The 23,411-nt window shown below is 68.1% G+C and carries 16 protein-coding genes; 9 read left to right on the top strand and 7 right to left on the bottom strand.

From position 1 onward, the window contains the following. Positions 1 to 32 precede the first annotated feature (32 nt). From ACFY2Z_RS04325 to ACFY2Z_RS04310, 4 genes are all read right to left on the bottom strand, one after another. On the bottom strand, positions 33 to 701 hold the full coding sequence (locus tag ACFY2Z_RS04325; RefSeq protein ID WP_390742649.1) for a nucleotidyl transferase AbiEii/AbiGii toxin family protein: 669 nt from the start codon (positions 699 to 701) through the stop codon (positions 33 to 35). Between the two features lie 5 nt (positions 702 to 706). Next, on the bottom strand, positions 707 to 1,099 hold the full coding sequence (locus ACFY2Z_RS04320; RefSeq protein ID WP_390742648.1) for a hypothetical protein: 393 nt from the start codon (positions 1,097 to 1,099) through the stop codon (positions 707 to 709). Positions 1,100 to 1,457: 358 nt separating this feature from the next. Further along, the gene (locus ACFY2Z_RS04315; RefSeq protein ID WP_390742647.1) at positions 1,458 to 2,987 is read right to left on the bottom strand and encodes a helix-turn-helix domain-containing protein; all 1,530 of its coding nucleotides are present in this window, start codon (positions 2,985 to 2,987) and stop codon (positions 1,458 to 1,460) included. 64 nt (positions 2,988 to 3,051) lie between these two features. Then, on the bottom strand, positions 3,052 to 3,249 hold the full coding sequence (locus ACFY2Z_RS04310) for a DUF4236 domain-containing protein (RefSeq protein WP_390742646.1): 198 nt from the start codon (positions 3,247 to 3,249) through the stop codon (positions 3,052 to 3,054). A gap of 350 nt (positions 3,250 to 3,599) precedes the next feature. Here ACFY2Z_RS04310 and acnA point away from each other — a divergent pair, with 350 nt between their 5' ends. Then, positions 3,600 to 6,317: an aconitate hydratase AcnA gene (gene acnA / locus ACFY2Z_RS04305; RefSeq protein WP_390742645.1), complete on the top strand. Its 2,718-nt coding sequence runs from the start codon at positions 3,600 to 3,602 to the stop codon at positions 6,315 to 6,317. Between the two features lie 149 nt (positions 6,318 to 6,466). Here acnA and ACFY2Z_RS04300 read toward each other — a convergent pair whose 3' ends face one another. From ACFY2Z_RS04300 to ACFY2Z_RS04290, 3 genes are all read right to left on the bottom strand, one after another. Next, positions 6,467 to 7,318 carry a putative RNA methyltransferase gene (locus tag ACFY2Z_RS04300; protein WP_390742644.1) on the bottom strand — a complete coding sequence of 284 codons (852 nt, stop codon included), beginning with the start codon at positions 7,316 to 7,318 and terminating at the stop codon, positions 6,467 to 6,469. Positions 7,319 to 7,599: 281 nt separating this feature from the next. Next, complete coding sequence (locus tag ACFY2Z_RS04295; protein WP_390742643.1) at positions 7,600 to 7,899, bottom strand: hypothetical protein; 300 nt, start codon at positions 7,897 to 7,899, stop codon at positions 7,600 to 7,602. A gap of 578 nt (positions 7,900 to 8,477) precedes the next feature. After that, entirely contained in the window at positions 8,478 to 12,281 is a 3,804-nt protein-coding gene (locus tag ACFY2Z_RS04290; protein WP_390742642.1) for a GH92 family glycosyl hydrolase, read from the bottom strand. A gap of 458 nt (positions 12,282 to 12,739) precedes the next feature. Here ACFY2Z_RS04290 and ngcE point away from each other — a divergent pair, with 458 nt between their 5' ends. The 8 genes from ngcE to dxs all read left to right on the top strand — a co-directional run bounded on the left by ngcE (position 12,740) and on the right by dxs (position 23,278). After that, complete coding sequence (gene ngcE / locus ACFY2Z_RS04285) at positions 12,740 to 14,179, top strand: N-acetylglucosamine/diacetylchitobiose ABC transporter substrate-binding protein (protein WP_390742641.1); 1,440 nt, start codon at positions 12,740 to 12,742, stop codon at positions 14,177 to 14,179. A 112-nt stretch (positions 14,180 to 14,291) separates the two neighbouring features. Next, positions 14,292 to 15,227, top strand: a complete 936-nt coding sequence (locus ACFY2Z_RS04280) for a carbohydrate ABC transporter permease (protein WP_390742640.1) — start codon at positions 14,292 to 14,294, stop codon at positions 15,225 to 15,227. Between the two features lie 15 nt (positions 15,228 to 15,242). Beyond that, on the top strand, positions 15,243 to 16,166 hold the full coding sequence (locus ACFY2Z_RS04275) for a carbohydrate ABC transporter permease (RefSeq protein ID WP_390742639.1): 924 nt from the start codon (positions 15,243 to 15,245) through the stop codon (positions 16,164 to 16,166). Between the two features lie 198 nt (positions 16,167 to 16,364). Beyond that, the gene (locus ACFY2Z_RS04270; protein WP_355906159.1) at positions 16,365 to 17,564 is read left to right on the top strand and encodes an ROK family transcriptional regulator; all 1,200 of its coding nucleotides are present in this window, start codon (positions 16,365 to 16,367) and stop codon (positions 17,562 to 17,564) included. A gap of 133 nt (positions 17,565 to 17,697) precedes the next feature. Then, on the top strand, positions 17,698 to 18,801 hold the full coding sequence (locus ACFY2Z_RS04265; protein WP_390742908.1) for a sugar ABC transporter substrate-binding protein: 1,104 nt from the start codon (positions 17,698 to 17,700) through the stop codon (positions 18,799 to 18,801). Between the two features lie 180 nt (positions 18,802 to 18,981). Next, positions 18,982 to 19,773: an ATP-binding cassette domain-containing protein gene (locus ACFY2Z_RS04260; protein WP_355906156.1), complete on the top strand. Its 792-nt coding sequence runs from the start codon at positions 18,982 to 18,984 to the stop codon at positions 19,771 to 19,773. Next, positions 19,770 to 21,062, top strand: a complete 1,293-nt coding sequence (locus tag ACFY2Z_RS04255) for a sugar ABC transporter permease (protein WP_390742638.1) — start codon at positions 19,770 to 19,772, stop codon at positions 21,060 to 21,062. Before ACFY2Z_RS04260 ends, ACFY2Z_RS04255 begins: the two co-directional genes overlap by 4 nt. A 245-nt stretch (positions 21,063 to 21,307) precedes the next feature. Continuing rightward, complete coding sequence (gene dxs, locus ACFY2Z_RS04250) at positions 21,308 to 23,278, top strand: 1-deoxy-D-xylulose-5-phosphate synthase (RefSeq protein WP_390742637.1); 1,971 nt, start codon at positions 21,308 to 21,310, stop codon at positions 23,276 to 23,278. The last annotated feature ends 133 nt before the right edge of the window (positions 23,279 to 23,411 follow it).

Raw genomic sequence — 23,411 nt, 5'->3', positions numbered from 1 at the left:
CCGCTGGCAGATGCGGTCTCGTCCGGATGTGATCAGTCGATGTCCGGATTATCGGCCTCTTCGAGGAGACGGGCCGCGAGGTCGTCGGCCCACTCCAAGGCCCAAGCGCGGAGAGCGGTGATGGCGGCGTCATCGAGCCCATAGGCGGCGAAGGCTTCGTCGTCGGTCCACTCGGCGCCCGTGAGGTTCGACTGCAGATCCTCGCGCTCGAAGCGGCCGCGGGCGTGGCGGCGGCCGAACTCCTCGAGCTCGACATTGGTCCAGCGGCGGGAGGCTGCGAACACGTCGATCAGGTCGCGGGGCGCTCCGCGGTCGGCGAGGGCGCGGACCTTGGTCCCGATCACGTCCTCCTCCGCGAGGACGGGCCCGTACGGGCTCTGGGCGACCGGCCGCCAGAAGATCTCCTTGAGGATGTCGACTTCGCAGTCCTGCCCGGTGGCAGGGTCGGTCACGGTGAAGCGGGCGGACAGCGGGGCGGTCTCCAGCGCGTGCACCTTCCAGCCGCGGGCTTCCAGGCCGGCGCGGAGCGTTGCCGCGATGTCGGCCATGGGCGCCGGGTTCTCGGTGGCGACATCGAGGTCCTGGCTGGGGCGGTTGACGAGGCGGTGCGCCCGCACGGCGTACCCACCGGTGAGAACCAGGGGATACGGCGAGCCGAGCGCGATCACATCCGCCAGGAGCCGCGTGTGCAGCTCCGGCATGTCCGTCACGCGGCTGCCCGGGTGCGGGAGGCGAGCTGGGGGAAGGCGTCCTCCCACACGGAGCGCACGGTGCGGCCGACGAGTGTGCGCAGCACCGGCCACAGCTGGAGGAGCAGGCCCTGGTTGAGGTAGCGGGGCAGGTCGTCGCGCAGGCCCTCGTGCAGCACGGTGCGGTACAGGCCCATGCGCTGGCGCGGCTTGTCCAGGTCGTACGAGGTCATCCCGGACCAGGCCATGTGCAACGGCAGCTCCACGACCCCCTGGGCGGGGCCGTGCAACTCCTCCAGCGACTCCGGCAGACGGCGCCGGAACTTCTCCCGGTACAGCGCGAGGTCCTCGACGTCCGTGCCAGAGAGGTCCATCGGCGCGGGGGCGGGGTGCTGTGAGCTGGAGGACATGACTCCATTATGACGGCCGGGATGTGGTGCGGGCCATGATGTGCGAGCCGGTGTCTGGAGCGAACAGTGCGGGCCCGTGCCGGGTGAGCATGGTTGTGGCAGCGTGTTCTGCCCCGAGCAGAGGCGTGGGCTGCCGGTCATGACGCTCGTCTGACGCTCTGGGCGCCCGCACGCGGGGCAGTGAGCCGGGAAAAGGTCCTGACCTGGTCCTTTTTCCGGACTCGCTCCGGCCCACAAGATAGACACCTTCGGTTCCGATCAAAAGTCCCAGAAAAGTCCCAGAGGCACCGCCACGCCCCCTCTTGCCTCGCGTTTACGCAGGTCAGAAGGGGTATGACGGCGTCTTTTCCGAGGACCTTCAGATGTCCCGGAACGTCTCGATCTGTGCGCCGACCGAGTTGAGTCGTTCGGCGAGGTCCTCGTAGCCGCGGTTGATGACGTAGACGTTGCGCAGCACCGAGGTGCCCTCGGCCGCCATCATCGCCAGCAGGACCACCACGGCGGGCCGCAGGGCCGGCGGGCACATCATCTCGGCGGCGCGCCAGCGGGTCGGGCCCTCCACCAGGACGCGGTGCGGGTCGAGGAGTTGCAGCCGTCCGCCGAGCCGGTTGAGGTCGGTGAGGTAGATGGCCCGGTTGTCGTACACCCAGTCGTGGATCAGCGTCTTGCCCTGCGCGGCGGCCGCGATGGCCGCGAAGAACGGGACGTTGTCGATGTTCAGGCCGGGGAACGGCATCGGGTGGATCTTGTCGATCGGCGCCTCCAGCTTGGAGGGCCGTACGGTGAGGTCGACCAGCCGCGTGCGGCCGTTGTCCGCCACGTACTCGGGGCTGCGGTCGTGGTCGAGCCCCATCTCCTCCAGCACCGCCAGCTCGATCTCCAGGAACTCGATCGGCACGCGGCGCACGGTCAGTTCGGACTCGGTGACGACCGCGGCGGCCAGCAGGCTCATCGCCTCGACCGGGTCCTCGGAGGGGGAGTAGTCGACGTCGACGTCGATGTTGGGCACACCGTGCACCGTGAGCGTGGTGGTGCCGATGCCCTCGACCGCGACGCCGAGTGCCTCCAGGAAGAAGCACAGGTCCTGGACCATGTAGTTGGAGGACGCGTTGCGGATGACCGTGACCCCGTCGTGGCGGGCGGCGGCCAGCAGCGCGTTCTCGGTCACGGTGTCGCCGCGCTCGGTCAGCACGATCGGGCGGCCGGGGGCGACGGTCCGGTCCACCACCGCGTGGTAGTGCCCCTCGGTGGCGGTGACGTCCAGCCCGAACCGGCGCAGGGCGATCATGTGCGGCTCGACGGTACGCGTACCGAGGTCGCAGCCGCCCGCGTACGGCAGCCTGAAGCGGTCCATACGGTGCAGCAGCGGCCCGAGGAACATGATGATGGACCGCGTGCGGCGGGCGGCCTCGGCGTCGATGGCCTCCAGGTCGAGGTCCGCGGGCGGCACGATCTCCAGATCGATCCCCTCGTTGATCCACCGGGTGCGGACGCCGATCGAGGCCAGCACCTCCAGGAGGCGGTACACCTCCTCGATGCGGGCGACCCGGCGCAACACGGTGCGCCCCTTGTTCAGCAGCGAGGCGCACAGCAGGGCCACGCAGGCGTTCTTGCTTGTCTTGACGTCGATGGCGCCCGAGAGCCGACGGCCGCCGACCACCCGCAGATGCATGGGACCCGCATAGCCCAGGGACACGATTTCGCTGTCCAGGGCCTCGCCGATCCTGGCGATCATCTCAAGGCTGAGGTTCTGGTTGCCGCGCTCGATCCGGTTGACGGCGCTCTGACTGGTGCCGAGCGCCTCGGCGAGCTGCGCCTGAGTCCAGCCGCGGTGCTGCCGGGCGTCACGGATGAGCCTGCCGATACGTACGAGGTAGTCGTCTGACATGTGACTGAGGTTATCTCAGATATGAGATGGCGCCTCTTGGGGGGTCCATTCGGGTGATGCTTCATCAACGGCGCCTGGTGGAACGGGTTCGACGCCAGCCGAAAGGTCCCGGCAAATCCATCGATATCGTACGACGTCCGGTACTGCTGTGCGTGTGGCGCGGCCCGTGGTGGCCTCCGGTGGTGAGGGACCAGGAGTGCCTGTTGATGTTCAGGCGCACCCCCGGAAGGATCCGGAAGCTCTTGCGGAACGTGAGTGGCATGCAGATGCCTCCTTTTCTCGCTCGCCCGACCCGGGTCGGATGTCCCGGCTCACTCGGATACCCCGGCTCGGCCGATTGATGACAGGCGGGGTGAGTGGAGGGGTGCATGGAGGGCCCCTGGGGGGATCTTCCGGACCCCGGGGGGCCTTCCGGGGCCCCGGGGGTGGCTCCGGCATGACCGAGCCGCACCCATGTACTAGAGTTATCTCGACATCGAGATATCTGCCGAAGCGCACCACAGCCGACGCTCCAGTAAGGGTTACCTAACTTAGCCTTACCTCAGCGGATCGGTCCAGCTGTCGTGGCGGCAGCATTGCGGTGGTACGCGCACATCAATGAAGGAGACTGTCGTGTCGGCGAACAGCTTCGACGCCCGCAGCACGCTGCAGGTGGGCGACGAGTCGTACGAGATCTTCCGGCTGAACAAGGTGGAGGGCTCGGCCCGCCTTCCGTACAGCCTCAAGGTCCTGCTGGAGAACCTGCTCCGCACCGAGGACGGCGCCAACATCACCGCCGACCACATCCGTGCCCTCGGCGACTGGGACTCCCAGGCCCAGCCGTCGCAGGAGATCCAGTTCACGCCGGCCCGCGTGATCATGCAGGACTTCACGGGTGTTCCCTGCGTCGTGGACCTCGCCACCATGCGCGAGGCCGTGAAGGAGCTGGGCGGCGACCCGGCGAAGATCAACCCGCTGGCCCCGGCCGAGCTGGTCATCGACCACTCCGTCATCGCCGACAAGTTCGGCACGAACGAAGCCTTCAAGCAGAACGTCGAGCTGGAGTACGGCCGCAACAAGGAGCGCTACCAGTTCCTGCGCTGGGGCCAGACCGCCTTCGACGAGTTCAAGGTCGTCCCGCCGGGCACCGGCATCGTCCACCAGGTGAACATCGAGCACCTGGCCCGCACGGTCATGGTGCGCAACGGCCAGGCCTACCCCGACACCCTGGTCGGCACCGACTCCCACACCACCATGGTCAACGGCCTCGGCGTCCTCGGCTGGGGCGTCGGCGGCATCGAGGCCGAGGCCGCCATGCTCGGCCAGCCGGTCTCCATGCTCATCCCGCGCGTCGTCGGCTTCAAGCTGACCGGTGAGCTCAAGCCCGGCACCACCGCCACCGACCTGGTGCTCACCATCACCGAGATGCTCCGCAAGCACGGTGTGGTCGGCAAGTTCGTCGAGTTCTACGGCGAGGGTGTGGCGGCCACGAGCCTCGCCAACCGCGCCACCATCGGCAACATGTCGCCGGAGTTCGGCTCCACCGCCGCGATCTTCCCGATCGACGACGAGACCCTGAACTACCTGCGCCTGACCGGCCGCAGCGACCAGCAGGTCGCGCTCGTCGAGGCCTACGCCAAGGAGCAGGGCCTCTGGCTGGACCCGAAGGCCGAGCCCGACTTCTCCGAGAAGCTGGAGCTGGACCTGTCGACGGTCGTCCCGTCGATCGCCGGCCCGAAGCGTCCGCAGGACCGTATCGTCCTCGCGAACGCCGCCGAGCAGTTCAAGCAGGATGTCCGCAACTACGTGGACGTCGTGGACGAGGCCGGCGTCGAGTCCTTCCCGGCCTCGGACGCCCCGGCCCTCCGCCCCAACGGCGCCCCGTCCAACCCGGTCCAGGTCACCGCCCCCGACGGCACGAGCTACACGCTCGACCACGGCGCGGTCACCGTCGCGGCCATCACCTCCTGCACCAACACCTCCAACCCGTACGTCATGGTCGCTGCCGCGCTGGTGGCCAAGAAGGCGGTCGAGAAGGGCCTGACCCGCAAGCCCTGGGTCAAGACCACCCTCGCCCCGGGTTCCAAGGTCGTCACCGACTACTTCGAGAAGGCGGGCCTGACCCCGTATCTCGACAAGGTCGGCTTCAACCTGGTCGGTTACGGCTGCACCACCTGCATCGGCAACTCCGGCCCGCTGCCGGAGGAGGTCTCCAAGGCCGTCAACGACCACGACCTCGCGGTCACCTCGGTCCTCTCCGGCAACCGGAACTTCGAGGGCCGGATCAACCCCGACGTCAAGATGAACTACCTGGCGTCCCCGCCGCTGGTCGTCGCGTACGCCCTCGCCGGCTCCATGAAGGTGGACATCACCAGGGACGCCCTGGGCACCGACCAGGACGGCAACCCGGTCCACCTGAAGGACATCTGGCCGACCGAGGCCGAGGTGAACGACGTCGTCGCCAACGCCATCGGCGAGGACATGTTCAACAAGTCCTACCAGGACGTCTTCGCGGGCGACGCCCAGTGGCAGTCCCTGCCGATCCCGACCGGCAACACCTTCGAGTGGGACGCCGAGTCGACGTACGTCCGCAAGCCCCCGTACTTCGAGGGCATGCAGATGGAGCCGGCCCCGGTCACCGACATCGCCGGTGCCCGCGTCCTCGCGAAGCTGGGCGACTCGGTCACCACCGACCACATCTCCCCGGCCGGTGCGATCAAGGCCGACACCCCGGCCGGCAAGTACCTCACCGAGCACGGTGTGGAGCGTCGTGACTTCAACAGCTACGGCTCGCGCCGCGGCAACCACGAGGTCATGATCCGCGGTACGTTCGCCAACATCCGCCTGCGCAACCAGATCGCGCCGGGCACCGAGGGCGGCTACACCCGCGACTTCACCCAGGCCGACGCGCCGGTGTCGTTCATCTACGACGCCTCGCGCAACTACATCGAGCAGGGCATCCCGCTGGTCGTCCTGGCCGGCAAGGAGTACGGCTCCGGCTCGTCCCGCGACTGGGCCGCGAAGGGCACCGCGCTGCTCGGCGTCAAGGCCGTCATCGCCGAGTCCTACGAGCGCATCCACCGCTCGAACCTGATCGGCATGGGCGTGCTGCCGCTGCAGTTCCCGGAGGGCCAGTCCGCCGAGTCCCTCGGTCTGACCGGCGAGGAGACCTTCTCCATCGCGGGTGTCACCGAGCTGAACGAGGGCACCACGCCGCGCACGGTCAAGGTCACCACCGACGGCGGTGTCGAGTTCGACGCGGTCGTCCGCATCGACACCCCCGGTGAGGCCGACTACTACCGCAACGGCGGCATCATGCAGTACGTGCTGCGCAACCTGATCCGCAAGTAGGCGCTCAGGCACGGCAGTCGAGGGCCGCACCCCCGCCCGGCGGGGGTGCGGCCCTCGCCGTGTGCCCGACCGGCGCCGGCCCGGACCGGGGTCTCGCGGGCCCGGCACCGGTCCGCTGCCGGAGCGGCTGGCGCCGGGCCCGCTCGTGGTCACCGAGGCCGGTAGGCGGTGACCAGGACGGAGACGGTGACCGGGCCGGGCAGGAGGCGACATCCATCGGCCGGGTCGGCGCGGTTCAGGTGGTGTGCGCTCGGCGTCATCGCTATCAGGTCGAGGGCCTCGGGCCCGGTCAAGCACGTGGTGTACTCGACCCTCCGGCTGCCGGCGGCCTCGAAGTAGGGGTCCAGGGCCTGGTGCAGGCGCCGTTCCTTGGCCGGGTCGACCGTGAGCATCGTGGGCACCTGACCGCGCAACTCGGCCAGGTGCCTCCCCGTGGGGCGCGCCACGACCAGTCGGCCGGTCGGGCGCAGCACACGGTGGAACTGGGACGGGTTGCGCGGGGCGAACACGTTCAGCAGGACGTCGGCCGCCCCCTCGGCCAGCGGGAAGGGGCGGAACACGTCCCAGGTCACCGCGGCGGCTCGGTCATGCGCCCGGGTCGCTGAACGTAGAGCGCGCACAGAGGTGTCCAGGCCCAGACCACGGGCGCCGGGCATCCGGTCGAGTACGCCGGCGAGGTAGTAGCCGGTGCCGCACCCGACATCCACGACCGTGCAACGGTCGGGTGCGGCGTCGGCCGCCAGGCGGACCACGGCCTGGCGGATGAGCCGGTACCTGCCGGTGGACAGGAACCGGTCCCGCGCTCGGACCATGGCCGCGTCGTCGCCGCTGACGGCACGGGTGCCCGTCAGGAGGCTGGCGTAGCCGTGGCGGGCGATGTCGTAGGTGTGGCCCACTGGGCAGCGCAGCGAGGCGCGGTGGGAGTGGAGACGGGCCCCGCACGTCGGACAGCGCAGCAGATCGAGGAACGGTTCGAGGGCGAGGAAAGGCGACACGGGCACAAGGCACTCCTGGCGGCAGTGAAGGGAAGGGGCCGTGCCTGCCCACGCTCTGAAGGCCGCCTCGCGAAGGAGCGGGCCCGGAGTCCGGCCACCTCGATACGGGCGGCACCGGAAGCGGTGTTCACGCAGCAGGCACACCGAGGAGGGCGACGCCGTCCGACATCGCCCTCAATGCCTTCCGATCACAGGAAGCAGCAGTGGGGGGTGCTCATGAATGCCACGCCGAGAGTCTACGAGCTTCAACGGAAACCCCGGCCGATGCCGAAGTCGGGCGACACGCTCTAAATCCACCCCGCGGCCTGAGCGATTGCGAACGGTGCGGGGACCAGGGTCGCCATGCCGAGCCACACATGCACCGGCCGGCCCTCCTGCCAGGGCATGAGGATGTCCACCACCAGCACCATGCCGAGGACGAACCCGCCGCCCAGGACCGCGCCCAGCGTCATGCCGAGCGTGTTGTCCGGCGACTTGCCGGCGCAGCCGAATCCGCCGGCGCAGTGGATCACCGCGTATCGGGCGAGCAGCCACCGTACGCACAGGCCGGGCAGTATCGCGACCAGTCCGATCAGCAGATTCGCCACGGCGGGCGCCCACCAGGGACCGGCGGTGCCCCTCTCGTGGCCACCGTCCGCACCGGAACCGTGCACAGCCCGCCCTCTCCCAGGTCATTGCGTTCGTACAGGTAGATGACCACGAGAGCACTGGGGTTGCCCCGTTCGCGCCCTGGTGCGGCCAACACCGCCCCCACGGGTGACGTGTCGGGTGCGAGGGTGCCATGGCGGCATGGATGCCATGGGCGCCGCAGATGTCGGCGGCGCGGGGAACGGGAGACAACTCCGGGCGGACCGGGTGGGCGGTGAGCGTGCCACCCGGTCCGCGAGCCGGCCCGGCCGGGAAGGGGGGAGTGGGCCGTACCGGGTGGGACATGGCTTGTGACGACCGGTGGAGACGACAACGTTGTCGGGATGGTCTGTACATGACTGTACCGTCCGAACGGACAACGATGTCAAGAGCGTTCGCCGGTACCGGGGATGTTCGGGGGGCGCTCTGCGCCGGCGCGTGCGGCCCACGAGACAGCTCACGATGCCGAGCAGGCCCGTACGACGACGGGGCGGGCGCGGAGAAGACTCCGTGCCCGCCCCTGTCTCTCACGGGCGGGTCAGGAGAGCAGCTCCACCTCCGCCAGCGTCGACGCGGTGTTCAGGACGAGCCGGTAGTGCGCGTACGAGCCCGGGTGCGGGATCGAGAACGCCCTGGTCTGCCGGTCCCAGGAGAAGGCCTGGTCCGAGCGCTGGTCGAGGGTGGTCCATCGGGTGCCGTCCGCCGAGCCCTGCAGGGTCCAGCCCGTCGGGGCCTTCGTGTGGTCCGCCGGGGAAGTCAGCGTGTACTGCACCGCCTTGGTGGGACTCGCCACCGGCAGATCCACGCTCGTCACCGCCGCCTCCGTCAGCGAGGTGTTGTCGAAGAGCGGGCCGTCGCCCTTGAGTACGTCGGTACGCGGCGAGGGCACCTTGTCGTCCTGGGTGATCGACACGGGGGCCGCGTTCTTCCCGCTGCCCCAGGACGACGGCCGCGGACCCATGTCGAAGTCCAGCACTCCGCCCCGGGACAGCAGGGAGTGCGGCAGCGCCGTCGACGTCCACGGGCGGCCGTTTACCTTCAGCCCCTGGATGTACACGTTGCGCGTGCTGTTCCTGGGGGCGTTGATGACCAGGTCCCGGCCGTTCTCCAGATGCACGGTGGCCTTCTTGAACAGCGGCGATCCGATGGCGTACTCACCGCTGCCCATCACCAGCGGATAGAAGCCCAGCGCCGAGAACACGTACCAGGCCGACTGCTCGCCGTTGTCCTCGTCACCGTGGTAGCCCTGCCCGATCTCGCTTCCGTTGTACAGCCGGGAGAGCACCTCGCGGACCTTCGCCTGGGCCTCCCAGGGGCGGCCCGCCGCGTCGTACATGTAGATCACATGGTGCGCGACCTGGTTGGAGTGCCCGTACATGCCCATCCGGACGTCCCGCGCCTCCGTCATCTCATGGATGATCCCGCCGTACGAGCCGACGAACTCCGGCGAGGCCGTCTCCGGCGTCGTGAAGAACTTGTCCAGCCTGTCGCCCAGTTCGGCGCGGCCGCCGTACAGGTTCGCCAGGCCCCGGCTGTCCTGCGGGGCCGTGAAGGCGTAGCCCCAGCCGTTGGTCTCGGTGTAGTCGTAGCCCCACACCCGCGGGTCGTACTTCGACGAGTCCACCCGCCAGTTGCCCTGCGCGTCGCGGCCCTGGAAGAAGCCGGCCTTCGGGTCGAAGAGGTCGACATAGTCCCGGGCGCGGTTCAGGAAGTACTGCGACTCCTCCTGGTAGCGCTCCTTGCCTGTCTTCTTGTACAGCGCCTCGCCCATCTTCGCGATGCCGTAGTCGTTGACATAGCCCTCCATCGCCCAGGACAGGCCCTCACCGGTGCTGGTGCTGGTGTAGCCGAGGAACGGCGAGGTCGTCATGCCCTTGCGGCCGACGCCGGACGCGGGCGGGGCGACCGTCGCGTTCTTCACCGCCGCGTCGTAGGCGGCCTCCGCGTCGAACTTCACGCCCTTCACATAGGCGTCCGCGAACGCCACGTCCGAGGAGGTGCCCGTCATCAGGTCCGCGTAGCCCGGCGAGGACCACCGGGAGGTCCAGCCGCCGTCCTTGTACTGCTGGACGAAGCCGTCGACCAGTTCACCGGCCTGCTTCGGGGTGAAGAAGGAGTACGCCGGCCAGGTCGTCCGGTAGGTGTCCCAGAAGCCGTTGTTGACGTACACCTTGCCGTCGACGATCTTCGCCCCGGTGTGCGTGGGGGTGTCCTGACCTGTCATCGGGGAGAACGGGGAAGCGTACTGGTAGCCCGAACCCACCTTCTCGTAGCCGGAGTTGGGGTACAGATACAGCCGGTACATCGAGGAGTAGAGCGTCGTCAGCTGGTCGGGACTGGCGCCCTCGACCTCGATCGTGCCGAACAGCTTGTCCCAGGCGCGCTGCGCCCGAGCCTTCACCGTGTCGAACGAGGTGCCGTCGGGGATCTCCTGGCGCAGGTTGTCCTTCGCCTGGTCGATGCTGATCAGCGAGGTGGCCAGGCGCAGGGTCACCGTGTGGTCCCCGCCGGGGCGCAGACGCAGATACCCCTTCACCCCCGAGGTCGCAACCTCCGTCACGGGCGCGTCGAAGACGCCGTAGACGAACAGGCGCGTCGCTCCCGTCGACAGCCCGGACTTCACATCGGAGAACCCAGTGACGATCCCCTTGTCCTTGTCGAGGGTCAGCCCGGCCTGCTCGGTCACATTGTCGAAGATCACGCTCGCGTTGTCGCCCGGATAGGTGAACCGGAGCGCCGCCGCGTGGTCCGTCGGGGCCATCTCCGCCTTGAGCCCGTTCTCGAAGGTCACCCCGTAGTAGTACGGGCGCGCCGTCTCCTTCTCGTGCCGGAACGCCAGCGCCCGCGCGGCGCGGCCGGTGTCCGGGGTGCCGGCGGCGGTCGAGGGCATCACCTGGAACGTCTGCCGGTCACCCATCCAGGGGCTCGGCTCATGGCTCGCGCTGAACGCCTCGATGGTCGGCAGGTTGTCCGCGTTGTTCGCCCGGGCATAGTCGTACAGCCAGTTCAGCGAACCCGCGTTGGTCACCGGCGTCCAGAAGTTGAAGCCGTGCGGCAGGGCGGCCGCCGGGAAGGTGTTGCCCCGCGAGAAGGAGCCGCTGGAGTTGGTGCCGCGGGTGGTGAGCGCGTAGTCGGACAGATGGGCCTCGGGCTTCTCCGGCGGCGCCACCTTCAGGGCGATGTCGTCCAGCCAGCCCCGGAACTTCGACGGACCCTTCGGTGAGTCGTACGCCACCAGGATCCGGTCCACGGTCTTGCCCGCGGCGACCGAGCCGATCCGCGAGGCCACGTCGTTCCACTGGTTGACGTACAGCACCTTGGAGGCGCCCTGCCCCTGCGGCGTCAGCGGGAAGCCGTGCTCGTCGAGCGCGCCGAGCCCGCTGAGATAGGTGCCGTCGGTGAAGGCGAGGTCGACGGAGGTGTTCGTGGCGTCGTAGTCCCGGTCCTTGTCCGCCATCGAGGGGAAGATCCGGTACGACAACCGGGTGTTCGGCTCGACGCGCACGTTCACGTCGAAGACCTTGTTGTACGAGTAGGCCCGCCCGTCCGTCGTGTGGGTTCCCGCGTACCGCAGGGCCCGGCGGCCCGTGAAGCCGGCGCCCGCCTTGGCGGTGGGGGAGCCGATCGGGCCCCGGTCCACCAGGGTGCGCATGTCCTTGGGCGTCGGCTCGGTGGTCCTGCCGGTGGAGAACTGCACATCGGCGAGCTGGAGGATGTCCGCGCCGTGGTTCTTGGTGATGTCGAGCCGGAAGTGGGAGTACTCGGCGGGCTCCGCGAGGTCGTACGACTTGGTCTGGAAACGCTGGTCGAACGATTCGCCGGTGCGGGTGTCGAGGGTCTTCCAGTCCTTGCCGTCCGTGGAGCCCTGGAGGGTCCAGTCGGCGGGGTCCCGCTCGGCGTAGTCGTTGGCCGAGGTGAGCGCGTAGGTGACCAGCTTGGTCGGCGCGTCGAGGTCGAACTCGGCCCAGCCCGTGGGCGCGAACGTGAGCCACTTGGTGCCGGGCTCGCCGTCGATCAGGTTCTCCTTGACCTCGCCCGCGCCCGAGTTCTCGGCGCTGGCGCGGACATCGGTGACCTCGTCGGTCACATTGCCGGGGATGCCCGTGGTGTATCCGCCGTCCACGCCGGACGCCCGCTTGCTGCCGTCCGCTCCCGTGTCCACGGTGTTCAGCCACGTCGGCGCCGGGTCACCTGCCTCGAACGAGGAGGCGAACTCCCGGTCCTCGGCGGGGTCTTGGTGGGGCAGCGCCGCCGCCGCACCCTGAAGGCCCGCCACCAAAGCGAAGGCGGCCGTTGCCACGACCGCCGACCGAGCCCGTCTGTGCCGAGATCTGTGCTGCATGCGCGAGCACCCTCCCTGCGCTGTGAAAATATGGACAACGTTGTCAACTCTGCTGCGCAAGGACCAGTAGGTGCCCAAGTGGCTTGTGATGTCAAGGGTGTTGAGTGTGGCATTCGGGGTCATTGCGGCGGATATCTCGTGCGAGTGACATACGGGCATCCCGTATTTCCGCGAGGTCTCACTTCGGAAAAGCAGACGGTCAACCTTGCATTCGATCTTGCTCAGTTGGCGGGAAGTGGACTATACCTGTCGGCGTTCGGGCAGCCGTCGCCCAGCGCCACGGCGAGCCCTGGACAGGCACGACCGGGGGGAATCGGGAGGTGGCGGACCGTTTTCGGCACGACGGGCTGTCGCGCCCTCCCACTGAATCCCTCATGCACGACCCCAGCTTCACCATCACCGCGGTGCCGGAGGATCCGGTTCACCGCCTGAGTCCTGGAGAAGGCGAGGACTTGAGCATGGGATCCACTTCCGGCGAGAACACATCCGGGGGCGTCGGCCGCCGCGACCTGATCAAGCGGTCCGCCGCACTCGGCCTGATCTCCGTCCCCGCGATGGGCTTTCTGTCCGCGTGCGCCAGTGGCGGGGGCGGCGGTTCCAGTGACAACAACAAGGGCAAGACGTCGAAGACGAACCCCTTCGGCGCCGAGAAGGGCGGCAAGCTCGACGTCGTCATCTTCAAGGGCGGTTACGGCGACGACTACGCCAAGGCGTGGGAGGCCGACTACCAGAAGAAGCTCGGCATCACCTCGACCCACACCGGCACCCAGGAGATCACGGGCAAGCTCCAGCCCCGCTTCAACGCGGGCAACCCGCCGGACATCGTGGACGACTCAGGCGCCCAGCAGATCAAGGTCGACGTCCTCTACAAGAACGGCCAGCTCCTCGACCTCGCGGAGGTCCTCGACGCGCCGTCGGTCGACGACCCCGGCAAGAAGGTCCGCGACACCCTCATCCCCGGCACCCTCGACCCGGGCATCCACGAGGGCAAGGTCGTCGCCCTCAACTACATCTACACGGTGTGGGGTCTGTGGTACTCCGGCAAGCTCTTCAAGGAGAAGGGCTGGACGGCGCCCAAGACCTGGGACGACTTCCTCACCATCTGCCAGGACGCCAAGAAGCAGGGCATCGGCGGCCTCGCCCACCAGGGCAAGTACCCCTATTACATCAACGTCGCCATCATGGACATGATCGCCAAGAAGGGCGGCATCGACGCCGTCAAGGCGATCGACAACCTCGACCCGAAGGCGTTCGTCGGCTCCGACGCCGCGCAGGCCGGCATCGAGGCGATCTACGAGGTCGTCGAGAAGGGCCTGTTGATGCCCGGTACGAACGGCCTGACCCACACCGAGTCGCAGACCCGCTGGAACCAGTACAAGGCCGCCTTCATCACCTGCGGCTCCTGGCTGGAGAACGAGCAGCTCAAGCAGACGCCGACGGACTTCGACATGAAGTTCCTGCCGATGCCGCTGCTGTCCGGCAGCGCGATGCCCTTCGAGGCGATCCGGGCCGGCTCCGGCGAGCCCTTCATCATCCCCGCGAAGGCCAAGAACCTGCCGGCGGCCAAGGAGTTCATGCGCCACATGCTCTCCAAGGAGTGGGCGACGCTGTTCGCCAAGCAGGCCAACTCGCTCACCATCCTCCAGGACGGTGTCGACACCGGTGTGACCCTGCGCCCGGGTACGCAGTCCACGGTCGAGGCGTCCAAGGCGGCGGGCACCAACACCTTCCGCTTCCTCTACCCGGACTGGTACAGCGAGCTGGACACCGCCATCCAGAACGCGTCCAACGAGCTGATGGCCAAGCGCATCCAGCCCAAGGAGTGGCTGAAGCGCTGTCAGGCCGCGGTCGACAAGCAGGCCAAGGACCCGGCCTCCAAGAAGAACCACCACGACTGAGGCTCGCCGCCGGCCGGGCCATCGCGACCGGGGCCCGCTCGACCGACCGGATTCCGGGCCGGGAATCGGATCGATTCCCGGCCCGGAACGGCACACCAGGGGCAGGAACGCCATGCGCAAAGGGCAGTACCGGTTCGTCGCGGGATTTCTCTTCGTCCCCGTGGCGCTCTATCTGATCTTCGTCATCTGGCCGTACATCCAGACGTTCGGCTATTCGCTGACCGACTGGAAAGGCGAGTCGCAGACCTTCAAGTTCGTCGGCCTGGACAACTACCGGGCGCTGCTCCAGGACGATGTCTTCCTGGAGGCCATCTGGCACAACATCCTGTTTCTGGTCTTCATCCCGGTGATCACCATTCTGCTCGCCCTGTTCTTCGCCTTCATGGTGAACGCGGGCGGGCGCAGCCGGGCCGGCGGCGTCCAGGGCGTGGCCGGATCGAAGTTCTACAAGGTCGTCTACTTCTTCCCCCAGGTGCTGTCACTCGCGATTCTCGCGGTGCTGTTCAACGGGGTCTACCGCAGTGACGGCGGCGGCCTGCTGAACGGCTTCCTCATCAAACTCAGCCTGGTCGACCCGGACAATCCCGTGGAATGGCTCAACGAGCCCAACCTGGTGCTGTGGGCCCTGATCCTGGTCGTGGTCTGGCACGGCGTCGGCTTCTATCTGGTGCTGTTCTCGGCCGCCATGCAGTCCATTCCGAAGGACGTCTACGAGGCGGCGCTCATCGACGGGGCGAACCGCTCCCAGTCCTTCTTCCGCATCACGCTGCCGCTGCTGTGGGACACCGTGCAGACCGCATGGGTGTATCTGGGCATCGTGGCCATGGACATGTTCGTCCTGGTCTCGTCCATGACCCAGAACATGGGCGCCTACGGCGGCGGCCCCGACCATCACAGCGACGTCATGTCGACCGTGATGATGCGCAACTTCCTCTATTTCGGCAAGAGCGGCTATGCCTGCGCCATGGGCGTCGTCATGCTGCTGCTCACCCTGGTCCTGTCCGTGGTCACGCTGCGCGCCACCCGCCGCGAGCGCATCGAGTTCTGAGCGGGAGAGACGACGATGAGCGCACCCATCCAGCAGACCGCGGCCGTGCCCGCCCAGCGGTCCACGGCCAAGGTTCCCCTCCGCCCCGGCGACCGGCGCAGCGAGGGCGTGGTCCTGAACGTCTTCTCGCACGGCTTCCTCGCCCTGTGGGCCCTGCTGATCGTGCTGCCGCTGCTGTGGCTGGTGCTCAGCTCCTTCAAGACCGACGCCCAGATCGGCGGCTCGGCCTTCGGCTGGCCGCACGACTGGTCCTTCGACGTGTTCCGGCGCGCCTGGGACAAGGGGATCGGCGACTACTTCCTGAACACCGTGATCGTGCTGGTGTTCTCCGTGCCGCTGACGATGCTGTTCGGCTCGATGGCCGCGTACGTGCTCGCCCGCTACCCGTTCCCGGGCAACCGGTTCCTGTACTACTTCTTCGTCGCGGGCGCGATGTTCCCGGTGTTCCTGGCTCTGGTCCCGCTGTTCTTCATGGTCAAACGGCTGGACATGCTGAACACCTACCAGGGTCTGATCCTGGTCTACATCGCCTACTCGATGCCGTTCACGGTGTTCTTCATGCACGCCTTCTTCCGGACCCTGCCGACGGCGGTCTTCGAGGCGGCCGTCCTGGACGGTGCCTCGCACACCCGGACGTTCTTCCAGGTGATGCTGCCGATGGCGAAGCCGGGTCTGGTCAGCGTCGGGATCTTCAACACGCTGGGTCAGTGGAACCAGTTCATCCTGCCGACGGTGCTGATGCAGCCGCAGAGCGGTTCGGATCCCGAACGCTATGTGCTCACCCAGGGCCTCATCCAGCTCCAGCAACAGCAGGGATACGCCTCCGACCTGCCGGTTCTGTTCGCAGGCGTGACCATCGCGATGATCCCGATGCTGGTGGTCTATCTGTCCTTCCAGCGTCAGGTGCAGGCGGGCCTGACCTCGGCGACGCTCAAGTAACCCCAAGGATTCGTCACTCTCCGTGGCGATTCCGGTGCGCGCCGCCCGGGGCTCCCGGGCGGCGCGCGGCATTGTGCCCAAGGACCCGGATGCGGTTCAACCTCTTGACGGGAGGCAACCCGAACGGCTCAGCTTAGAGTTCACTAGTTGGACATAGGCGGGGCCTCACCGAAGCGGTCCCGTGCTCAGGAGGTCGTCGTGGAGACTCCAGGGTCGCAGTCGTCGCTGCACCGAGCCAACCTGGAGCGGGTTGTACGTGCCGTGCGGCTGGCCGGATCCCTCACACAGGCGGAGATCGCGAGGACGACGGGCCTGTCCGCGGCAACGGTCTCCAATATCGTGCGGGAGCTCAAGGACGGCGGAACCGTCGAGGTCACGCCCACGTCGTCGGGCGGCCGTCGGGCCCGTAGCGTCTCCCTGAGCGGTGATGCCGGCATCGTGATCGGCATCGACTTCGGCCACACCCATTTGCGCGTCGCGGTAGGAAACCTCGCCCATCAGGTGCTGGCCGAGGAGTCGGAGCCGCTGGATGTGGACGCCTCCGCCGCGCAGGGCTTCGACCGGGCGGAAGAGCTGGTCAGTAGGCTGATCGCGGCGACCGGGGTGGACCGGTCGAAGATCGCCGGCGTGGGTCTCGGTGTGCCCGGTCCCATCGATGTCGAGTCGGGCACGCTCGGCTCCACCGCCATCCTGCCGGGCTGGACCGGTGCCAGGCCCGCCGAGGAGCTGCGGGGGCGGCTCGGCGTGCCGGTGCACGTGGACAACGACGCCAACCTGGGCGCCCTCGGCGAACTGGTCTGGGGCAGCGGCCGGGGGGTCAAGGACCTCGCGTACATCAAGGTCGCGAGCGGTGTCGGCGCCGGGCTGGTGATCGACGGGACGATCTACCGGGGGCCCGGCGGTACAGCCGGAGAAATCGGGCATATCACCCTTGATGAATCCGGCCCCGTCTGCCGCTGCGGCAACCGCGGCTGCCTGGAGACGTTCACGGCGGCGCGGTACGTGCTGCCGCTGCTCCAGCCCAGCCACGGGGCCGATCTGACCATGGAAGGCGTGGTCAGGCTGGCACGGGACGGGGATCCGGGCTGCCGCCGGGTGATCGCCGACGTCGGCCGCCACATCGGCAGCGGGGTCGCCAATCTCTGCAATCTGCTGAACCCGAGCCGGGTGGTCCTGGGCGGTGATCTCGCCGAGGCCGGAGAGCTGGTTCTCGGGCCCATCAGGGAGTCGGTGGGCCGGTACGCGATCCCCAGCGCCGCACGGCAGCTGTCGGTGCTCCCGGGGGCGCTCGGGGGTCGTGCCGAGGTGCTCGGAGCGCTCGCTCTCGCGCTCAGCGAGATGGGCGATTCGACCCTTTTGGACGGCACGCTTTCTGCCGTCGCGCCTGCCTTCACTTAGAGAACGGATGGCACCGTTGCCATCTCGTTAAGGATTTACTTCTTGACGTCGCACGTGCGGCCGAGTTGACTTCCAGCCACCTCGGCCGCAACGACGCGGCCTCGTCAGGGAGGTTTCTGAAGTGAACACGCGTATGCGTCGTGCGGCCTTCGCCGTTGCTGCTGGTGCCATGGCCGTTTCTCTGGCCGCATGTGGCAGCGCCAAGGAGTCGGGTGGCGGCTCCTCCTCGTCCGCGCCGAGCGCCAAGAAGGGCGACGCCATCAAGGTGGGTCTGCTTCTCCCCGAGAACCAGACCGCGCGTTACGAGAAGTTCGACCGCCCCTTGATCGAGAAGAAGGTCAAGGAGCTCACGAACGGCAAGGGCGAGGTGGTCTACGCCAACGCCAAGCAGGACGCCACCACGCAGAACCAGCAGGTCGACACCATGGTCACCAACAAGGTCGACGTGCTGATCGTGGACGCGGTGGACTCCGCGGCCATAAAGAGCTCGGTCCAGAAGGCGAAGGACGCCGGCATCCCGGTCGTCGCCTACGACCGACTGGCGCAGGGTCCGATCAGCGCCTACACCTCGTTCGACAACGAGACCGTGGGCAAGACCCAGGGCGAGGCCCTCCTCAAGGCGCTCGGCTCCAAGGCCAAGTCCGGCAAGATCGTCATGATGAACGGCTCCGTCACCGACCCGAACGCCGCGCAGTTCAAGAAGGGCGCCCACGAGGTGCTCGACGGCAAGGTGAACGTCGGCAAGGAGTACGACACCAAGGACTGGAAGCCGGAGAACGCCAACACCAACATGGAGGGCGCCATCTCCGCCCTCGGCAAGAAGAACATCATCGGCGTCTACTCCGCCAACGACGGCATGGCCGGCGGTATCATCACCGCCCTCAAGGCCGCCGGCCTGACCAACATCCCGGTCACCGGCCAGGACGCGGAGCTCGCTGGTGTGCAGCGCATCGTCACGGGTGAGCAGTACATGAGCGTGTACAAGTCCTACCCGCAGGAGGCGGACATCGCCGCGCAGATGGCCGTCGCGCTCGCCCAGGGCAAGTCGCTCGACTCGATCGCCAAGGACAAGGTCGACAGCCCGACCACCAAGCAGGTTCCGTCGGTTCTGGTCCCGGTCCAGTCGCTGACCAAGGACAACATCAAGGACACCGTCATCAAGGACGGTATCTACACCACGGGTGACATCTGCACCGCGCAGTTCAAGGCCGCCTGCGACAAGATCGGTCTGAAGTAAGCGACCCCGAGTCCTTTCCCCGTACGGGAATTCGTCCTTGAATTCCCGTACGGGACTGGGCACACGCAGGCTCCTCCGGCGTCCCGCTCTCACCAGCCCCGCAAGCTCGTAGCGGGGCGCCGGACGGAACATCCCCCCAAACTTCTGCACAACCTCCCGCCGGGTCAGGCGGCGAAGGAGATGGTTCACGTGTCCGCTACGCCCGTGCTGGCGTTGCGCGGGGTCTCCAAGCGGTTCGGTGCCGTTCAGGCGCTCACCGACGTAGAGCTTGAGGTCCACGCCGGAGAGGTGGTCGCCCTCGTGGGCGACAACGGCGCCGGAAAATCCACGCTGGTCAAGACGATCGCCGGCGTGCACCCCATCGATGAGGGCGTCATCGAATGGGAAGGCAAGACCGTCAACATCGGCAAGCCGAACGACGCCCAGAACCTGGGCATCGCGACGGTCTACCAGGACCTCGCGCTGTGCGACAACATCGACGTCGTCGGCAACCTGTACCTGGGCCGGGAGATCCGCCGGCGCGGTGTGCTGGACGAGGTGGAGATGGAGCGGCGCTCGCGTGAGCTGCTGGACCAGCTGTCCATCCGCATCCCGAGCGTCCGTATCCCGATCGCCTCGCTCTCCGGCGGTCAGCGCCAGGTCGTGGCCATCGCCCGTTCCATGCTCGGCGAGCCCAAGCTGGTCATCCTCGACGAGCCCACCGCGGCCCTCGGTGTCGAGCAGACCGCGCAGGTCCTCGACCTGGTGGAGCGGCTGCGCGAGCGCGGTCACGCGGTCATCCTCATCAGCCACAACATGGCCGATGTGAAGGCCGTCGCCGACAAGGTGGCGGTGCTGCGTCTCGGACGCAACAACGGCATCTTCGAGGTCAAGTCGACCTCGCAGGAAGAGATCATCTCCGCCATCACCGGCGCCACGGACAACGCCGTGACCCGTCGTGCGGCGCGCAGCAATGGGGAGATCAAGAAGTGAGCATCGACAACACCTCGACACCCCCCGAGGAATCGGTCGTGGAGAACCCCGAGGCCGCCGCGAAGGCGGTCACCGCGATCGACCCCCGGCTGCTGGTGCGCGAACAGGGCTTCGCGGGCTACATCGGCGAGTTCAAGCGCAAGATGAAGGCGGGCGACCTGGGCGCGATCCCGGTCGTCGTCGGTCTGGCCATCATCTGGATCATCTTCCAGAGCCTGAACTCGAACTTCCTCACCGCGGGCAACCTCTCCGACATCTCCGTCGCCATGGTCGGCACGGGCATGATCGCCGTCGGTATCGTCTTCGTGCTGCTGCTCGGTGAGATCGACCTGTCGGTCGGCTCGGTGTCCGGTGTCGCGGGCGCCACCTTCGCGGTGCTGAACATCACGCACGGCATGAACGAGGTGCTGGCCTTCGTGCTGGCCGTCCTCACCGGTGCGGTCGCCGGAGCCCTCCACGGCTTCGTCTTCGCGAAGATCGGTGTGCCGGCGTTCGCCGTCACCCTGGCCGGTCTGCTCTTCTGGAACGGCTTCATGCTCCAGATCCTGGGCGACAGCGGCACGATCAACCTGAACAGCGACGGCCTGGTCGCCAAGCTGACGACGTACTACTTCTCCGACGTGGCCGCCGCCTACGGGCTCGCGTTCGCGGTGACCGTGCTGTACTTCCTCAGCGCCTACTTCGGCAACAAGCGGCGCGAGGCCGCCGGTGTGCCGTCCCGGCCGCTGAGCGAGACGATCCTGCGGACGGCGCTGCTGGCGATCCTCTCCTTCGCCGTGGCCGTCGTCTACAACCAGTACAAGGGCCTGCCGCTCGCCGTGGTGATCTTCATCGCGGTGCTGCTGGTCACGGACTTCGTGCTGCGCCGCACCGCGTACGGCCGCAAGGTGTTCGCGCTCGGCGGCAGCGTCGAGGCGTCCCGCCGTGCCGGTATCAACGTGGCCGCGGTCCGGATCTCGGTCTTCGCGATCTCCGGCACCTTCGCGGCGATCGGCGGTCTGTTCATCGCCTCGAAGATCGCCTCCGCCAACCAGGGCGCCGGTTCCGGTGACCTGCTGATGAACGCGATCGCCGCCGCTGTGATCGGTGGTACGTCGCTGTTCGGTGGCCGTGGCCGCACCTGGAACGCGCTGCTCGGTGTGCTGGTCATCGTCTCGATCCAGTACGGCCTCGCCCTGGAGGGCATCGCCTCCCCGGTCCAGTACATGATCACCGGTGGTGTTCTGCTGGCGACCGTCGTCATCGACGCGGTCACCCGCAAGACGCAGAAGTCGGCCGGTCGCGCGTAGTCACGCGCTCGCGGGGCGCGCGGCGCCCCGCGAGCGGGATGCGACCGTCCCCCTTCGGCCCGTGCCCGGCACCCATGGCGGTGCCGGGCACAGTCTTGTCCGGCTTTGCCCGGCCCCGGCGGCATGCTGCGGCCGAACACGGATACCCCCCGAACGCCAGGGCCGCTCATGATCCGCACAGGCGGAACACTAGACTCGACAGGCCCAGCAAAAGCTCGACTCAGCTCTACTGCAAGGAGGCACGGGTGCCGCTGCTGACCCGCATCAGGGGACCGCGCGATCTGGACCGGTTCAGCTTGGAGGAGCTGGACCAGCTGGCAGAGGAGATCCGGACCTTCCTCGTGGGCGCCGTGTCCAAGACCGGTGGCCACCTCGGCCCCAACCTCGGTGTGGTCGAGCTCACCATCGCCCTCCACCGCGTCTTCGACTCGCCCAAGGACAAGGTCCTCTTCGACACCGGTCACCAGGCCTATGTGCACAAGCTGCTCACCGGCCGCCAGGACTTCTCGAAGCTGCGCAGCAAGGGCGGTCTGTCCGGCTACCCCTCGCGCGCCGAGTCCGAGCACGACATCATCGAGAACTCGCACGCCTCCACGGTCCTCGGCTGGGCCGACGGCCTCGCGAAGGCCAACGAGCTGCTGGAGCGGGACAGCCATGTCGTCGCCGTCATCGGTGACGGTGCGCTGACCGGCGGCATGGCCTGGGAGGCGCTCAACAACATCGCGGACGCCAAGGACCGCCCCCTGGTCATCGTCGTCAACGACAACGAGCGCTCGTACTCCCCGACGATCGGCGGGCTCGCCAACCATCTGGCCACTCTGCGCACCACCGACGGCTACGAGAAGTTCCTGACCCGCACCAGGGAGGTGCTGGAGCGCACCCCCGTCGTCGGCAAGCCCCTCTACGAGACCCTGCACGGCGCCAAGAAGGGGCTGAAGGACTTCATCGCCCCGCAGGGCATGTTCGAGGACCTGGGCCTGAAGTACGTCGGCCCGATCGACGGCCACAACATCGAGGCCCTGGAGTCCGCCCTCGCCCGCGCCAAGCGGTTCGGCGGCCCGGTCATCGTGCACTGCATCACCGAGAAGGGCCGCGGCTACAAGCCCGCCGAGCAGGACGAGGCCGACCGCTTCCACGGCATCGGTCCCATCCACCCCGACACCGGCCTGCCCATCAAGGCCGCCGCGGCCAGCTGGACGTCGGTCTTCGGCGACGAGATGGTCAAGCTCGGCCACGAGCGCAAGGACATCGTCGCCATCACCGCGGCGATGCTCCACCCCGTGGGCCTGAAGAAGTTCGCGGAGGCCTTCCCGAACCGGATCTACGACGTCGGCATCGCCGAGCAGCACGGCGCGGTCTCCGCGGCCGGCCTCGCCACCGGCGGACTGCACCCGGTCTTCGCGGTGTACGCGACCTTCCTCAACCGCGCCTTCGATCAGGTCCTCATGGACGTCGCCCTGCACAGGTGCGGAGTGACCTTCGTGCTGGACCGGGCCGGCGTGACCGGCGACGACGGCGCCTCGCACAACGGCATGTGGGACATGTCGATGCTCCAGGTCGTTCCCGGCCTCAGGATCGCCGCCCCGCGCGACGCCGAGCAGCTGCGGGCCCAGCTGCGCGAGGCCGTGGAGGTCGACGACGCGCCGACCGTGCTGCGCTACTCCAAGGGCGTCGTCGGCCCGGCGGTCCCCGCGGTGGGCAAGGTCGGCGGGATGGACGTGCTGCGCAAGGCCGACGCCCCGGTGCCGGACGTGCTGCTGGTGTCCGTCGGCGCGCTCGCGCCCATGTGCCTGGAGATCGCCGACCTGCTCAAGAAGCAGGGCATCTCCACCACCGTCGTCGACCCCCGCTGGGTCAAGCCCGTCGACGAGGCGCTCGCCCCGCTCGCCGAGCAGCACCGGGTGGTCGTCACCGTCGAGGACAACTCGCGTGTCGGCGGTGTCGGTTCGGCGGTCGCGCAGGCCCTGCGCGACGCGGGCGTCGATGTGCCGCTGCGCGACTTCGGTGTCCCGCCGCGCTTCCTCGACCACGCCTCCCGCAAGGAGGTCATGGCGGAGATCGGCCTGACCGCGCCGGACATCGCCCGCCAGGTCACCGGGCTCGTCGCCAAGCTCGACGGTCTTCCCCACTCCCCGCTCCGCTCGAACGGCGGGACCTCCGCCGACGGTACGGCCGCCGCGCGGGCCGTGGACTCGGTGGAGTCCGCCCGGGACTGACCCTCCCCCCGATCGGCATGGGCCGGTTCCGCCATCCTTTACGGTGGCGGGACCGGCCCATTTGCGTGAATCCCACCCTTTCGGGGCATACGCACTACGCCCCCTCTCGATCATGTCGAGGACGACAAGCGTG

This window comes from Streptomyces sp. NPDC001222 (genome assembly GCF_042896945.1).
Classification (GTDB): Bacteria; Actinomycetota; Actinomycetes; order Streptomycetales; family Streptomycetaceae; genus Streptomyces; species Streptomyces gibsoniae.
The sequence above is the reverse complement of the archived record's forward strand: the minus strand, read 5'-3'. Positions and strand labels throughout refer to the sequence as shown.

Excerpts from the sequence above, each read along its gene's own strand:
- ACFY2Z_RS04310 (WP_390742646.1), bottom strand. The coding sequence starts at position 3,249 with ATGCCACTCACGTTCCGCAAGAGCTTCCGGATCCTTCCGGGGGTGCGC.
- ngcE (WP_390742641.1), top strand. The coding sequence starts at position 12,740 with ATGGGATCCACTTCCGGCGAGAACACATCCGGGGGCGTCGGCCGCCGC.
- ACFY2Z_RS04320 (WP_390742648.1), bottom strand. The coding sequence starts at position 1,099 with ATGTCCTCCAGCTCACAGCACCCCGCCCCCGCGCCGATGGACCTCTCT.
- ACFY2Z_RS04280 (WP_390742640.1), top strand. The coding sequence starts at position 14,292 with ATGCGCAAAGGGCAGTACCGGTTCGTCGCGGGATTTCTCTTCGTCCCC.
- ACFY2Z_RS04325 (WP_390742649.1), bottom strand. The coding sequence starts at position 701 with ATGCCGGAGCTGCACACGCGGCTCCTGGCGGATGTGATCGCGCTCGGC.
- ACFY2Z_RS04315 (WP_390742647.1), bottom strand. The coding sequence starts at position 2,987 with ATGTCAGACGACTACCTCGTACGTATCGGCAGGCTCATCCGTGACGCC.
- ACFY2Z_RS04265 (WP_390742908.1), top strand. The coding sequence starts at position 17,698 with ATGCGTCGTGCGGCCTTCGCCGTTGCTGCTGGTGCCATGGCCGTTTCT.
- ACFY2Z_RS04290 (WP_390742642.1), bottom strand. The coding sequence starts at position 12,281 with ATGCAGCACAGATCTCGGCACAGACGGGCTCGGTCGGCGGTCGTGGCA.
- ACFY2Z_RS04275 (WP_390742639.1), top strand. The coding sequence starts at position 15,243 with ATGAGCGCACCCATCCAGCAGACCGCGGCCGTGCCCGCCCAGCGGTCC.
- ACFY2Z_RS04260 (WP_355906156.1), top strand. The coding sequence starts at position 18,982 with ATGGTTCACGTGTCCGCTACGCCCGTGCTGGCGTTGCGCGGGGTCTCC.